13 protein-coding genes are annotated in these 14,990 nt (G+C 64.1%); 10 read left to right on the forward strand and 3 right to left on the reverse strand.

Annotated features, from left to right (window positions below; translation table 11 throughout):
- Positions 1–6: 6 nt before the first annotated feature.
- Positions 7–204 (forward strand): SEC-C metal-binding domain-containing protein, encoded by a 198-nt coding sequence (locus tag E5221_RS22395; RefSeq protein WP_003258907.1) that lies wholly within the window; start codon positions 7–9, stop codon positions 202–204.
- A 54-nt stretch (positions 205–258) separates the two neighbouring features.
- Here the strand turns inward: E5221_RS22395 and E5221_RS22400 are convergent, their stop codons facing one another.
- Positions 259–1,455: an MFS transporter gene (locus E5221_RS22400; protein WP_054573725.1), complete on the reverse strand. Its 1,197-nt coding sequence runs from the start codon at positions 1,453–1,455 to the stop codon at positions 259–261.
- A 154-nt stretch (positions 1,456–1,609) separates the two neighbouring features.
- On the opposite strand from E5221_RS22400, the gene E5221_RS22405 reads away from it, so the two are divergent.
- The 8 genes from E5221_RS22405 to pdeM all read left to right on the forward strand — a co-directional run bounded on the left by E5221_RS22405 (position 1,610) and on the right by pdeM (position 13,497).
- On the forward strand, positions 1,610–2,950 hold the full coding sequence (locus E5221_RS22405; RefSeq protein ID WP_061550343.1) for a PLP-dependent aminotransferase family protein: 1,341 nt from the start codon (positions 1,610–1,612) through the stop codon (positions 2,948–2,950).
- Between the two features lie 378 nt (positions 2,951–3,328).
- A complete protein-coding gene (locus tag E5221_RS22410) occupies positions 3,329–5,770 on the forward strand; it encodes a penicillin acylase family protein (RefSeq protein WP_247846474.1) in 2,442 nt (813 codons plus the stop codon).
- Between the two features lie 105 nt (positions 5,771–5,875).
- Positions 5,876–6,217 carry a hypothetical protein gene (locus E5221_RS22415; RefSeq protein ID WP_061550345.1) on the forward strand — a complete coding sequence of 114 codons (342 nt, stop codon included), beginning with the start codon at positions 5,876–5,878 and terminating at the stop codon, positions 6,215–6,217.
- Between the two features lie 98 nt (positions 6,218–6,315).
- Complete coding sequence (locus E5221_RS22420; RefSeq protein ID WP_061550346.1) at positions 6,316–7,332, forward strand: ligase-associated DNA damage response exonuclease; 1,017 nt, start codon at positions 6,316–6,318, stop codon at positions 7,330–7,332.
- Positions 7,329–8,987, forward strand: coding sequence for an ATP-dependent DNA ligase (locus tag E5221_RS22425; RefSeq protein WP_061550347.1), 1,659 nt, complete (start codon positions 7,329–7,331; stop codon positions 8,985–8,987). The genes E5221_RS22420 and E5221_RS22425 overlap by 4 nt, the downstream gene beginning before the upstream one ends.
- A 223-nt stretch (positions 8,988–9,210) precedes the next feature.
- Positions 9,211–10,326, forward strand: a complete 1,116-nt coding sequence (locus E5221_RS22430) for a succinylglutamate desuccinylase/aspartoacylase family protein (RefSeq protein ID WP_247846476.1) — start codon at positions 9,211–9,213, stop codon at positions 10,324–10,326.
- Positions 10,327–10,393: 67 nt separating this feature from the next.
- Positions 10,394–12,847 (forward strand): ligase-associated DNA damage response DEXH box helicase, encoded by a 2,454-nt coding sequence (locus E5221_RS22435; protein WP_247846478.1) that lies wholly within the window; start codon positions 10,394–10,396, stop codon positions 12,845–12,847.
- Positions 12,844–13,497 (forward strand): ligase-associated DNA damage response endonuclease PdeM, encoded by a 654-nt coding sequence (pdeM, locus tag E5221_RS22440; protein WP_247846480.1) that lies wholly within the window; start codon positions 12,844–12,846, stop codon positions 13,495–13,497. The genes E5221_RS22435 and pdeM overlap by 4 nt, the downstream gene beginning before the upstream one ends.
- A gap of 10 nt (positions 13,498–13,507) precedes the next feature.
- Here pdeM and E5221_RS22445 read toward each other — a convergent pair whose 3' ends face one another.
- Positions 13,508–13,735 carry a hypothetical protein gene (locus E5221_RS22445; RefSeq protein WP_003254918.1) on the reverse strand — a complete coding sequence of 76 codons (228 nt, stop codon included), beginning with the start codon at positions 13,733–13,735 and terminating at the stop codon, positions 13,508–13,510.
- A 93-nt stretch (positions 13,736–13,828) separates the two neighbouring features.
- Positions 13,829–14,395, reverse strand: coding sequence for a dCTP deaminase (dcd, locus tag E5221_RS22450; RefSeq protein ID WP_003258001.1), 567 nt, complete (start codon positions 14,393–14,395; stop codon positions 13,829–13,831).
- A 328-nt stretch (positions 14,396–14,723) separates the two neighbouring features.
- Between dcd and E5221_RS22455 the strand changes: the two genes are divergently transcribed.
- Positions 14,724–14,933, forward strand: coding sequence for a cold-shock protein (locus tag E5221_RS22455; protein WP_003254922.1), 210 nt, complete (start codon positions 14,724–14,726; stop codon positions 14,931–14,933).
- Positions 14,934–14,990: the final 57 nt, after the last annotated feature.

Genomic DNA, 14,990 nt, shown 5'->3' on the forward strand with positions numbered 1-14,990 from the left:
CCTGCAATGTCCCAGCAACCCCACGTTCATGGCCCTGACTGCAACCACGATCATGATCACCACCACGATCATGGCCATGTACACGGCCCGCACTGCAACCACGGCCACCAGGAGCCGGTACGCAACGCCCTGAAGGACGTTGGCCGTAACGACCCATGCCCGTGCGGTAGCCAGAAAAAGTTCAAGAAGTGCCACGGCGCCTGACCTGAACAGCACTCGCGCGTCCCTGCTGCGGGCCGCGCGGAGGGTAGCCGGGGTCTAACTGGCCCTGGCAGGCCCTGAAACCTTGCGCTGCAGCAACCCTGCGGTGGCCATGAGCAGCACGATGCAGAGGGCCATGCAAATGGCATTGGTGCCATCCCAGCCGACCGTACCCAGCAACAGCGATGGGCTGAATGCACCAACGGTCGCGAACACCGCAATGGCCAGATCGTTCTTCCCTTGCATCTGCATCGCTGCCGGGCTGTTTTGCAGCGTCTGCGCCAACAGCGCCCCACCGCCCACGTAGGTCAGGTTCCAACCCAGGCCCAGGGCTATCAGTGACAAGGTCATCATCGCGTAGCTGTGCGACCACATGTTCATGGCCGTGCAACCGATCAGCAGGCACAGGCCGAGACAGATGGTGGCCCTGATGCCGAGCTTGTGGATGATGGCGCCGGTGAAGAACGACGGCGCAAACATGGCAATCACATGCCATTGAATCGCCAGGCGAACGTCGGAAAAGTCCTCATGCATGTGTTTCATGTGCATGGACGCCTGGATCATCAGCAAATTCATGATGCCGTAGCCCAGCGCGGCCACCGCCATGGCCACGGCAACCACCGGGCTCAGCGGCTCGGCGGTCGTGCCAGCCGGTTTCGCTGCACGGTCGTTACTGGCGGTGCCGGTATCGCCGGGCAGGCAGGCCGCTGTCAGCAACGACATCACCGCCAGGCCGACAAAAGCGGCGTAGCACAGCGAAAACAGCGGATACCCACCAACGTCCCTCAGCCACTCGGTGAGCGCCGGCCCGACCACGGCAGCGATCACACCACCGGCCACCACCAGGGAAAGCGCCTTGGGCTTCAGGTTCTGGGCCAGATTATCGGTGGCCGCGAAGCGATTGAAGTTGGCAAACGCAATGTAGATGCCCAATGCCGAATGGCTGATCACCAGCGTCGGGAAGTGCTGGTACTGCACCGCCAGGTAACCACTGATGCCAGACACCGCCAAAGGGACCGAGCCCAACATGAAGGCGCGCTTGCGGCCAATGCGGCTCATCAGCCTGGAGACCGGATAGGTAGCCAGCATCAGGCAGAGGAACTGGAACCCATAGGGCACAGTGGACCATGTGGCGGCAGGCGCCAGCGCCGCCCCGACAATGGCCGCCATGGTCACGGACATGACCGCAGTCGTCAGGTTGATCGATTGCGCGGTGAAATACAGGTACGTGCGCCGTGGAAGGGGGCTCGACATGGCGTGTGCTCACGGTTGGTGGACGGGTGGAATTCGGCATTGGAAAGAGGCCGACAGGTGCATGGTGGCATCTGCCGCGCCCTGAAGCTCGAACAGTCGACGCGCTTTCCGGTTAACTGTTAGGCTGTTTTTTCTAACAGCTGCTGGACCCGCCATGCGCCCGCACAGCCTTCATGACCAGTTGAAACAGCGCCTCGAAGCCGGCGAATGGCTGCCTGGCCAGCGCATGCCGTCCATCCGCAAGCTGACGGCGGCGGTTGGCTGCAGCTACCACGATGTCGTCTCCAGCTATGCCCGATTGGTAAGCGAAGGTGTGTTGACCGCCATTCCTGGCCGCGGCTACTTCGTCGCCAGCCACACACGGCAAACCGGCACAGTGGATACGCCCGCAGGCATGGCCGACGACCCGCTGTTCAAGTTGCTGCAGGGGGGCCAGCACTACACCAAACTGGGCAGCGGCTGGCTACCACCCGCCTGGCGAGACACCGAGCTGCTGGCCAGGGCAATTCGGCGCACGGCACGCCTGGAGCAGAGTTCGCTGGCAGAATATGGCGACATCCAGGGCTACCTGCCCATGCGCAAGCAGTTGTGCGTGCACCTGAAACGCCTGACCCGTGTCGATGCCCGGCCAACTCAGTTGCTGACTACGCTGGGCGCCACACAAGCGCTGGACCTGGTGGCGCGGTTGTTGATCAAGCCAGGCGATCACGTGTTCGTCGACGAGCCCGGCAATGGCAACCTGATCAAGCTGATCCAGTTGGCCGGCGGCCATGTGGTCGGGGTGCGCCGAACCCAGGACGGACCGAGCGTGGAAGACATGAAGGAGCACCTGGCCAGGCACAAGGTCAAGGCATTCTTCTGCAACAGTACCTTCCACAACCCGACCGGCGGCAACATCACCCCGCGCAATGCCTTTAGCGTCCTGCGCCTGGCGGTGGAACATGACTTCTTCGTGGTCGAGGACGATGTCTACGGCGACTTCAGCCCGGGTGTGCGCCAGACCTTTGCCGAACTGGACGACCTTGAGCGGGTCATCTACATCGGCAGCTTCTCGAAATGCCTGTCCGCCTCATTGCGCGTGGGCTACATCGCCTGCTCGGCAGAGCTGATGGAGCCGCTGACACGCCTGAAGCTGCTGACCTGCGTGGCGGTACCGGCGTTTTGCGAGCGCTTCGTCAACACCATTTTGTCCGACGGCACCTATGCCCGGCACATGCAAGACCTGCAGCAGCGCCTGATCCGGCAGCAGGCGCAGACCCAGCAGTTGTTGCGGGCGCGTGGCTGGCAATTCGACATAACGCCCCAAGGTGGCATGTTCCTGTGGGTCTACCACCCCGAACTGGCCGACCTGAGGCCCTTCATGCGTCGCCTGGAACAGCACAAGGTGCTATTGATGCCAGGCTCGGCCTTCGCCGTCAGCCGTGACTATCAACGCCTTGCTCGCATCAATTGCACGCACTTTTCCGACGCCGTGGCCGAACATTTCAAGGTTTGAGTGAATGTCTTGATTTTTGAGGTGGCGCGCAAATCGAGCGCCGCCCGCGCGGCGCTTCGCAGCACAAGGCTGCTCCTACATCTGTTTCGGGCCAGTAATGCCTATGCCAGTGCACGCGACCGCCTTGTTCGTACAACGCGATATCGAGCCATGCGCCAAAGCGTTCGCGCACAAACCTCACAGGAATAATTGGCCCGAAACAAATGTAGGAGCAGCCTTGTGCTGCGAAGCGCCGCGCGGGCGGCGCTCGATCTCACAGGCACCGCACACCCCACGCCAAGCACAAAAAATAAACCGCCCAGGGACCTTGCACGGCGTCTGCGCGCTCACTACCTTAGCGCCTTTCGAAACCCGCCACGCCTTGCAGGAGCCCTTGTCATGGCCGCCCCCGCCTTTCCTCCATTCCGCCCGCGGTTCGCAACCGCTGCCACGCTGTTCGGCATGCTCGTGCTGGCCGGCTGCCAGACGGGCGGCTACCAGGACAGCGTGCCGCCGACCAGCGGTGTGCAGCCACTCAAGGGCCTGGCGCAGAACGTCTCGGTACGGCGCAACGCAATGGGCGCACCACTGATCGAAAGCAGCAGCTTCCATGACGCCCTGTTCAGCCTGGGCTATGTGCATGCCGGCGACCGCATCGAGCAGATGGTCGCCATGCGCCTGCTGGCCCAGGGCCGCCTGGCAGAACTGGCCGGCAGCGACGCGCTGGACATCGACCGCCTGATGCGCGCGGCCAACCTCAAGCAGAGCGCCACCCAGCAGTACGCCGACGCGTCGCCACGGCTCAAGCGCTTCTTCGAAGTGTATGCACGCGGGGTCAACGCCTACCTGTTCCGCTACCGCGACAAGCTGCCCGCCGGCCTGGCCAGCAGTGGCTACCGCCCCGAATACTGGAAGCCCGAGGACTCGGCACTGATCTTCAGCCTGTATGCGTTCAGCCAGTCGGTGAACCTGCAGGAAGAACTGAGCGCCCTGACCCTGGCGCAAAAAGCCGGCAGCGACAAGCTGGCCTGGCTGCTACCCGGCGCCCCGGACGAGCCGTTGGCCGAAGCCGAAGTGGACAAGCTCAAGGGCCTGAACCTGGCCAGCCAGTTGCCGGGGCTGCCAGCCCTGGCAGCCGCCAGCCAGAAGCTGGCCGACCTCGACCTTCTGGGCAGCCCGGGCTCGGCCAACCTGGCCCTGGCGCCGCAGCGCAGCCGCAGCGGCAAAAGCTTGCTGGCCAGCGACAGCCGAGCCGCCTGGGCCCTGAGCCCGGTGCAGATCCACACCGGCAAGTACCAGGTCGCCGGCCTGTCGTTGCCTGGCCTGCCGATCGTGCTGGCCGGCTACAACGGCAAGCTGGCCTGGAGCAGCAGCGCGGTCATGGCCGACAACCAGGATTTGTATCTGGAGCAACTGCGCTACCAGGGCAGCCAACTGAGCTACCTCGCCGACGGCAAATGGCTGCCGGCCCGCGCCCGTAGCGAAACCTTCTTCGTCCGCGGCCAGCGCCCGCTGCGCGAGGTGATGTACGACACCCGCCACGGCACCCTGCTGGCCCAGCCAGGCAATGCCAGCCTGGGCCTGGCGCTGAACCTGCCACAGTTCAAGGGCGACCGCAGCCTGGATGCGCTGTTCGACCTGACCCGTGCCAAGAGCGTGGAGCGTGCCTTCGACAGCACCCGTGAAGTGACCGCCGCCGCCCTCAACTTCGTCTTCGCCGAACCCGAGCACATCGGCTGGCAAGTCAGTGGCCGCTACCCCAACCGTCGCGAAGGCCAGGGCCTGCTGCCGTCGCCGGGCTGGGACGGGCGCTACGACTGGGACGGCTATGCCGACCCGATGCTGCACCCTTACGATCAGGACCCGCCCGCCGGCTGGATCGGCCACGCCAACCAGCGCAGCCTGCCGCGTGGCTATGGCATGCAGCTGTCCAGCACCTGGTACTACCCCGAGCGCGCCGAGCGCCTGGCCCAGCTGGCCGGCAATGGCCGCCACGACAGCCGCAGCCTGATGGCCCTGCAGAACGACCAGACCACCCTGCTGGCCGACAAGCTCAAGCAGATGTTCGACGCCCCGGGCATGGCCCAGCCGCTCAAGCAGGCGATCGATGCCCTGCCCGCCGCACAGCGTGACAAGGCCCGCGACGCGCTGGCCCGGCTCGAGGCCTTCGATGGCCGCCTGAGCCCGGTGTCGGCCGATGCCGCACTGTACGAACTGTTCCTCCAGGAAGTCGCCCGGCAAACCTTCCTCGATGACCTGGGCCCGGAATCCGGCCCGGCCTGGCAGGCTTTCGTCAGCAATGCGCGGTTGTCGTTCTCGGCGCAGGCCGACCACCTGCTGGGCCGCGACGACAGCCCGTTCTGGGATGACCGCAATACCCCGCAGAAAGAAGACAAGCCGGCCATTCTCGCCCGCAGCCTGGCGGGCGCTGTGGATGCCGGCACCGCGCAACTGGGCGCCGACCGCCGCGCCTGGCAGTGGGGCAAGCTGCACCAGTACCGCTGGCCGGCACCGGCCTATCATGGCCTGGGCGATGCCCTCGGTCGCTCGCCGCTGGCTGCCGGTGGCGACTTCACCACCCTGGCCCTGACGCCATATGCCTGGGGCAGCGAATTCGACACCCGCCTGCCGGCCTCGGCACGGATGATCGTCGACTTCGGCCAGGCCGAGCCGTTGCAGGTGCTGACCAGCAGCGGGCAGTCCGGCAACCCGGCCAGCAGGCATTACAGCGATGGGCTGGATGCCTGGTTCCAAGGGCGCTTCATGAGCCTGCCACTGCAGCAGCAGAACTTCGGGCGGGCGTATGGCAACCAGCGTTTGACGTTGGTGCCTGGGCGCTAGTGGAGCCTTTCCTGCTTACCGGCAGCCGCCCAGCTACCTAGCATCCTCGGTGCCGCACTGTTCCCGGACAGGTGCGGCACACTTTCCATCAAGAGGATGATGAACATGGCTACAGAAACCCTGAAAATTGAAATTTCCTGGCCTGATACGCTCAAAGTTCCAGCTGGCGCTACCATCAATGCACAACTTTGGGTGGGAAGCGCAATCGCCGACTACCGCATGATCAGCGACGGAGATGCCAGCGCCCCTGCGGTTTCTTCACCTGTCACCCTGGAAATCGCTTATGACACCGAGGACCTGCTGCCCGACAGCGTCGATACCACTTGGGATCACTTCCGTGCTTCGCCATATCTGATGCATGGCGGCAAACGCCTGAACATCGCCCGCGTCGCCAAGATCAGCATCGAAGAAGCCCGAAAATCGGGCTGGAAGGTCGCTATTTCCTGACGCGGGTCTGGCAGCCCTCGAGAGGGCTGCCTCACACATAGAACTTGTCGCAGGCCTCGACACTCTGACCTAGCAAGCCCTACTCCAGACGTTGAGCCATGGACCTCGTCATCGCCCGCCCCGAAGGCCTGTACTGCCCGCCCGGTGATTTCTACATCGACCCGTGGCGCCCCGTAGACCGCGCTGTTATTACCCATGGTCACGGCGACCATGCCCGCGTAGGCAACCGCCATTACCTCACCGCCGCCCCAGGCGCCGGCATCCTGCGCAGCCGCCTGGGCCAGGACATCGACCTGCAAACCCTGCCGTACGGCGAACGCCTGCTCCACCATGGCGTAACCCTGAGCCTGCACCCAGCCGGGCATGTACTGGGCTCGGCGCAAGTGCGCCTGGAGTACCAGGGCGAGGTCTGGGTCGCCTCCGGCGACTACAAAGTGGAGCCCGACGGCACCTGCACGCCGTTCGAACCGGTGCGCTGCCACACGTTCATAACCGAATCGACCTTCGGCTTGCCCATCTACCGTTGGCCCAGCCAGGGCGAGATCTTCACCGGCATCAATACCTGGTGGCGCGCCAATTGCGAACAGGGCAAAGCCAGCGTGCTGTTCTGCTATGCCTTCGGCAAGGCCCAGCGAATCCTCCATGGGCTGGACGCCAACATTGGTCCTGTCCTCGTGCATGGCGCTGTCGAACCACTCAACCGGGTGTACCGGGACGCTGGCGTCTACCTTCCGCAAACCCGCTATGTCGGCGATATCCCACGCAACGACCCGCTGCTGCGCCAGGCACTGGTCCTGGCACCGCCTTCGGCGGGTGGCAGCAGCTGGATGAGCCGTTTCGGCGACTACAGCGATGCCTTTGCCAGTGGCTGGATGCTGTTGCGCGGCACCCGCCGCCGGCGCGGGGTAGACCGAGGCTTCGTGCTCTCGGACCATGCCGATTGGCCGGGATTGCTCTGGGCCATCGGCCAGACCGGCGCAGAACGCGTGATGGTCACCCATGGCTCGGTCAATGTGCTGGTGCGCTACCTCATCGAACAAGGCCTTGATGCCCGCGCCTTCGTGACCGAGTACGGCGAGGAAGATGACGTGGTAGCCGCGGAGCCAGACGCATGAAAGCATTCGCCGAGCTGTACCTGAGGCTGGATGCGACTACCTCCAGCACTGCAAAGCTCACGGCGCTACGCGAGTATTTCAGCACCGCCCCGGCTGGGGATGCCGCCTGGGCGGTGTACTTCCTGGCTGGTGGCCGCCCTCGCCAACTGGTGCCTACACGCGTGCTGCGGGAGCTGGCCGGCAGGTTGGCGGGGCTGCCTGACTGGCTGTTCGAGGAATGCTACCAGGCCGTTGGCGACCTGGCCGAAACCATTTCCCTGCTGGTACCGGAAAGCCGCCACCCTGGCGACGATGGCCTCGCCCGCTGGGTCGAAGCCCATCTGCTGCCATTGCGCGGCCTGCCAGTCGAGGAGATCCAGCAACGCCTGCCGCCTCTTTGGGCCCAGCTGGACCGCCCCAGCCTGATGCTCTGCCTGAAACTCATCACTGGCAGCTTTCGCGTGGGCGTATCGAAGCTGTTGGTCACTCGCGCCCTCGCGCAACTGGCGGGGCTGGATGCCAAACGCGTGGCCCAGCGCCTGGTTGGCTACACCGACATCAGCCACCGCCCGACGGCAGCCAGCTATCAACGGCTGATAGCCCCGGAATCAGACGATGAACATAGCTTGCGTGGCGGCCAGCCCTACCCGTTTTTCCTGGCCCACCCCCTGCAGGTATCAACCGAACAGCTCGATATACTGCTCGGGCCGCCGAGCGAATGGCAAATCGAGTGGAAATGGGACGGCATTCGCGCCCAGGTGGTCAAGCGCGAAGGCCAGCTGTGGGTCTGGTCGCGCGGTGAGGAACTGGTCACCGAACGCTTCCCCGAATTGCACAGCCTGGCGCAGACGCTACCCGACGGTGTCGTGCTCGATGGCGAGATCCTGGTTTGGAAACCTGGTGGCTCAGCGGCTGAGCTGGCTGTGCAGCCATTTGCCCTGTTGCAGCAGCGCCTGGGACGCAAGACCTTGGGCAAGAAGCTGCTGAGCGACGCACCGGTCGTGCTGCAGGCCTACGACCTGCTGGAATGGCAAGGCGAGGACTGGCGCAGCCGCCCGCAGCATGCACGCCGCCAGCAGCTGGAGCAGGTACTTGAGCAGCACCCATTGGCCCCGGTATTGCTCTCGCCTCTGCTCGAAGGCCAGGACTGGGCCGACCTTGCCCGCCAGCGCGAACAGTCCCGCAGCCTGGGGGTGGAAGGGCTGATGCTGAAACAGCGAGAGGCGTTGTATGGCGTGGGGCGCACCAAGGACATGGGCACCTGGTGGAAATGGAAGATCGACCCGTTCAGCGTCGATGCCGTGCTGATCTATGCCCAGCGCGGCCACGGCCGGCGGGCCAGCTTGTACAGCGACTACACCTTCGCCGTGTGGGACGCGCCAGCCGGTACGCCGGGTCGGGCACTGGTCCCCTTTGCCAAGGCCTATTCAGGGCTCAGTGACGAAGAAATGCGCAAGGTCGACGCCATCATCCGCAAGACCACCGTTGAAACCTTCGGGCCGGTGCGCAGCGTGACGCCGAAGCTGGTGTTCGAGTTGGGCTTCGAGGGCATCGCCCTGTCCAGGAGGCACAAGAGCGGCATCGCCGTGCGCTTTCCGCGGATGCTGCGCTGGCGGCTGGACAAGCCAGTGGAAGAAGCGGATGACCTGGCTACATTGCAGGCGCTGCTGGCCTGAAACAATTTCTGGACCGTGCTGGCTTCTTCGCGGGTAAACCCGCTCCCACAGGTCATGCACAAAAGCTGAGTTTTGTGCGATCCCTGTGGGAGCGGGTTTACCCGCGAAGAAGCCTGCGCGGTGGCCAGGAGGGCACCGATGCAGGCGCAAGGCCAAAAACTGTGCTTCTATCTGTGTGCCGCCCCGTGTCGCAGACCGTTTTCGCCACGCACCCAGGACCACCATGCACCATTCAACTCACGACCTGCTCTCGCCCGTTCCGGGCATTACCCGCCAGTTGCACAGCTTCCACTTCGGACCTCGCGGTGGCGGCAAAGTCTATATTCAGGCCTCGCTGCATGCCGACGAGCTGCCCGGCATGCTGGTGGCCTGGCACCTCAAGCGCCGCCTGGGTGAACTGGAACAGCAAGGCCGCCTGCAGCGCGAGATCATCCTGGTGCCGGTGGCCAACCCGGTCGGCCTGGAACAGGTGCTGCTGGACGCGCCGCTGGGGCGTTTCGAACTGCAAAGCGGCGAGAACTTCAACCGTAACTTCGTCGACCTTTCCGACAGCATCGGCGACCAGATCGAAGAGCACCTGACCGACGACCCGGCACACAACCTCGCACTGATCCGCGAATACCTGCGCCGGGGGCTGGACGCACACCCGGCGCGCACACCGCTGCAGGCCCAACGCCTGATACTGCAGCGCCTGGCCTGCGATGCCGACATGGTGCTGGACCTGCACTGCGACTTCGAGGCGGTCGAGCACCTGTACACCACGCCAGACGCCTGGCCGCAGATCGAACCGCTGGCCCGCTACCTGGGTGCCCAGGCAAGCCTGCTGGCCACCGATTCGGGCGGGCAGTCGTTCGATGAATGCTTCAGCCTGGTGTGGTGGCAGTTGCAGCAACGCTTCGGCAAACGGTTCCCGATTCCGCTGGGCTGCTGCTCGGTCACCGTCGAGCTGCGCGGCCAGGCCGATGTCAGCCACGACCTGGCCAGCAAGGACTGCCAGGCGATTCTCGATTTCCTGACCCATGCGGGGGTCATCGAAGGCGCAAGCCCGGCCCTGCCCGACTTGCGCTGCCCAGCCACGCCGCTGGCCGCCGTCGAACCGGTGATAACGCCACTGGGCGGGCTGCTGGTGTACCACGCCCGGCCAGGCCAGCACCTGGAGGCGGGCCAGCTGATCGCTGAAGTCATCGACCCGCTCAACGACCGGGTGACGGCCATCCGCAACAGCCAGCCCGGCCTGCTGTATGCACGTAACGTACGGCGCATGGCTACCGCAGGCATGGTCATCGCCCACGTCGCAGGCGAGCAGGTGTGCCGCAGCGGCTATCTGCTGGCAAACTGATCCGGTAAAACCATTGCGCCTGGCTGGTTGTCTGTAGAAACACAGCCACCGAAGGACCCTATGCCCCATGCCCGCCGCCACCGACCTCGCCAAGGCCTGGTTCGCCAAGCGTGGCTGGAAGCCTTTCGCTTTCCAGCGCCGTGTCTGGGCCGCCGTGGAACGGGGCGAATCCGGCTTGCTGCATGCCAGTACCGGTGCCGGCAAGACCTACGCGGTATGGCTCGCCGCATTGAGGGCCTTCAAGGCCGAAGCCCAAGGACGTCATGCTGCACCCTTGCAGGTGGTGTGGGTTACCCCCATGCGAGCCTTGGCCGCCGACACCGCCCGCGCACTGCAGATGCCGCTGGACGACCTGGGCCTGCCCTGGAGCGTGGGCATTCGCAGCGGCGACACCGGCAGTGCCGAACGTGCCCGGCAAGCACGGCGCCTGCCCAGTGTACTGGTCACTACCCCTGAAAGCCTTACGCTGCTGTTGACCCGGGCACAAGCTCGCGAAGACTTCGCCACACTGCGGCTGGTAGTGGTGGACGAATGGCACGAACTACTGGGCAACAAGCGTGGGGTACAACTGCAACTGGCTTTGGCCCGCCTGCGCCACTGGCACTCGAGCCTGCCGACCTGGGGCCTGTCCGCGACCCTCGGCAATCTCCAACATGCGCTGGACGTATTGCAGCCACAAGGCGGCCTGCTGGTACAAGGCCGACAGGACAAGCAGTTGCAGATCGATACCCTGCTGCCAACGGCCATCGAGCGCTTCCCCTGGGCCGGGCACATGGGTTTGAAGATGCTCGATCAGGTCAGCCGGGAGATAGATGCCAGCACTAGTTGCCTTGTCTTCACCAACACTCGGGCGCAGGCCGAACTCTGGTACCAGGCCCTGCTCGAGGTACGCCCCGAGTGGGCCGGGCTGATTGCCTTGCACCATGCCTCACTGGCCCGCGATACCCGTGACTGGGTCGAGCGCAGCCTCAAGCAAGGCAACCTGAAGGCAGTGATCTGCACCTCCAGCCTGGACCTGGGGGTGGACTTCCTTCCCGTGGAGCGCGTACTGCAGATCGGTTCCGCCAAGGGCATTGCCCGTCTCGTGCAACGGGCCGGGCGCTCCGGCCATGCGCCGGGGCGGCGCTCCCGGGTTACTCTGGTGCCCACCCACAGCCTGGAACTGGTGGAAGCAGCCGCCGCCAGGCACGCCCTGGCAGCCGGGCACATCGAAGCCCGGCATTCGCCACGCTTGTGCATGGACGTGCTGGTGCAACACTTGGTAAGCATGGCTTTGGGCAGCGGCTTTCACCCGCAGCAGTTGCTGGCCGAAGTGCGCAGTACCTGGGCCTTCAGCGAATTGCGCGACAGCCAGTGGCAATGGGCGCTGGACTTCGTCTGCCATGGCGGCAGCTCACTCAGCGCCTACCCAGACTACCAGCGCGTCGAGCGCCAGCCCGACGGCACTTACAAGGTTGCCAGCGAACGTTTGGCACGTCGCCACCGCATGAGTATCGGTACCATCGTCAGCGACGCCAGCCTGCAGCTCAAGTACTGGAGCAAGGGTGGTGGGGGCAAGGCGCTGGGCAGCGTCGAAGAGGCGTTCATTGCCCGTTTGCGCCCTGGCGACACCTTGGTGTTCGGCGGGCGAGTGCTGGAACTGGTGCGCGTGGAAAACATGACGGCCTACGTACGCCGCAGTACCGCGCGCAAGGCAGCGGTTGCACGCTGGAATGGTGGCCGCATGCCGCTCTCCAGCGAACTGGCCGACGCACTGGTCGAGCAGCTCGGCGCAGCAACCCAAGGGCGCTTTCAAAGCCCGGAGATGCGTGCAGTACGCCCCCTGCTGGCCTTGCAGGCGCAATGGTCGGCGCTGCCCACCCCCGAAACGCTGCTGGCAGAAACCTTCAAGTCGCGCCAGGGTTGGCACCTGTTCCTGTATCCGTTCGCCGGGCGCATGGCCAACCTTGGCCTGGCCAACCTGATCGCCTGGCGGGTGAGCCGCGTGCAGCCGCTTTCGGTTTCGATTGCGGTCAATGACTACGGGTTCGAACTGCTCAGCCCGGGCAACGTGGACTGGGCCACACACCTTCCGCAGGCACTTGGTACCGAACACCTGCTGGATGATGTACTGGCCAGCCTCAACGCAGGAGAAATGGCGTTGCGTCGTTTTCGCGAGATCGCACAGATTGCCGGGTTGGTGTTTGGCGGGTATCCGGCGGCGCAGAAAAGCCTCAGGCAGATCCAGGCCTCCAGCGGCTTGTTTTATGAGGTATTTCGCAAGCATGACACCGGCAACCTGCTGCTGGCCCAGGCACGGGACGAGGTGCTGAATGAGGAACTGGAGATCGAGCGGTTGCACCGGCAATTGCTGAAGATGGGCCAGTTACAGCTGGAACTGCGATCACTCAAACGGCCCGGACCGTTGGCATTTGCCTTGCTGGTGGAAGGCATGCGCGAAACGTTGAGCACCGAGAGACTGGCGGACCGGATTGCGAGGATGGTCGCGGAGCTGAACAGTGCGGCGGACGCTACGGAATGACCAACCTTTTACCCATCGAACACCATGGCCAAGTGCTATGGCTGCTTTCGGACAAGGCCATCTACTGGCCAGCCCGTCATGCCCTGCTGGTGGCCGACCTGCACATCGGCAAGGCAGCAAGCTATCGCGCCTTGCACCAACCGGTACCGCGCGGCACCACCGAGGCGACACTCGCTCGCCTGGATGCATTGCTGGCAAGGCATGATTGCGAGCAACTGATCATTCTTGGCGATTTTCTGCATGCGCGCGCAGCGCAGGCACCGGCAACTTTGGCAACGCTGCAGGCCTGGCGAGAGCGCCACAGAACCCTGAAAATCGTGCTGATCCGCGGCAATCATGATCGAAACGCCGGTGACCCGCCCGCGTCACTCGGTATCGAAGTCGTGAGCGAACCCTGGCTGTTGGGACCCTTTGCGCTACAGCACGAACCCCGCCCCCACCCGACCCAACCGGTGTTGGCAGGGCACTTACACCCGGTATTCGTCCTGCGCGGCAAGGCTCGGCAACGCCTGCGATTGCCCTGCTTCCTGATCGATGGACAGGTCAGCCTGCTGCCGGCGTTCGGTGAATTTACCGGGGGTTGGGAAATTGCCCCCACGGGCGCCAGCCGGGTGTTCCTGACCGGTGCAGACCGCGTCTGGCCGCTCTAGCCCGGATCACTCAGGCTACAGGTGCCGGTGGAGGCTCGTCCGGCAGGGTCGGCTCGCCCGGCTCCATGGGTGGTGTTTCACCGGGCTCCGGCGGTTGCGGGGTATCCGGGTCAGGCTGGTGGGGCACGCCCCCCGCCTGCATCGGCAGCGGGTGTGCCAGCAGTGACCATGGTAGCAACCCGACGTGGTTGGGCTGCAGGCCTGCCAGCTTGGCACTGATTGCGGGGTGGAGTTTCATTGGCTGCTCCTGGCAAGGCCGCTACGCGTCATGCGTACCGGCGTTATCCAGTTGGAGTGCCAAAGGCGCGGGGAATTCCCCGCGCTTGTCGGCTCAGGTACGCGGCAGGGTGACGCCGCGCTGGCCCTGGTACTTGCCGCCACGGTCCTTGTACGACACTTCGCATTCTTCGTCGGACTGCAGGAACAGCATCTGGGCCACACCTTCGTTGGCGTAGATCTTCGCCGGCAGCGTGGTGGTATTGGAGAACTCCAGTGTCACATGGCCTTCCCACTCGGGCTCGAGCGGGGTGACATTGACGATGATGCCGCAACGGGCGTAGGTGCTCTTGCCCAGGCAGATGGTCAACACATCACGCGGAATGCGGAAATACTCGACGGTACGCGCCAGGGCGAAGGAGTTCGGCGGGATGATGCACACGTCGCTCTTGATGTCGACGAAACTGCCTGCATCGAAGTTCTTCGGGTCGACGGTGGCCGAGTTGATGTTGGTAAACACCTTGAATTCGTCGGCGCAGCGCACGTCGTAGCCGTAGCTGGAGACGCCGAAGGAGATCACCCGGCTGTCCTGTTCGCCGCGCACCTGGCGCTCGACGAACGGTTCGATCATGCCGTGTTCCTGCGCCATGCGGCGAATCCACTTGTCCGATTTGATGCTCATGGCGGGGTGTCCTGAAGAGTTGCGAGGTGAAAAATCGAGACGCGCATCTTACCGGTCCCGGCGCCCAGGTTAAAGTTCCATGCCTCATCCCGCGCCGGGCGGGGGCTTCAGCCGCCGTCGATCCGAATTTGCGTAAAGCGCCTTCTGACCATTGGCAGGTTGCGGAAAGTGGGGTAAGGTGGCGCCACTGTGCTGCACGTGACACCGAGAATCTCTAGTTTGATGCACGATCCTGATCGGCCCATCGCTGAATTTTCTGCTCTCTTTGCGCTCAGTCCCGGCCAGGGTTTTTCCTGACCGTTATCAAATTGTCCAAGGAGACAGAAAAATGTCCAACCGTCAATCCGGTGTTGTTAAGTGGTTCAACGATGAGAAAGGCTACGGCTTCATCACCCCTCAGTCGGGCGACGACCTGTTCGTGCACTTCAAAGCCATCCAAGCTGACGGCTTCAAAACCCTGAAAGAAGGCCAGGCTGTTACTTTCGTCGCTACCCGCGGCCAGAAAGGCATGCAGGCTGAAGAAGTTCAGATCGCCTAAGTCGATCGAAGCTTCCTAGCTTTCAAAAAACCCGCCTTCCGGCGGGTTTTTTTATGC

The sequence above is a fragment of the Pseudomonas sp. A2 genome, assembly GCF_023100865.1.
In the GTDB taxonomy this organism is placed as follows: Bacteria; Pseudomonadota; Gammaproteobacteria; order Pseudomonadales; family Pseudomonadaceae; genus Aquipseudomonas; species Aquipseudomonas asiatica.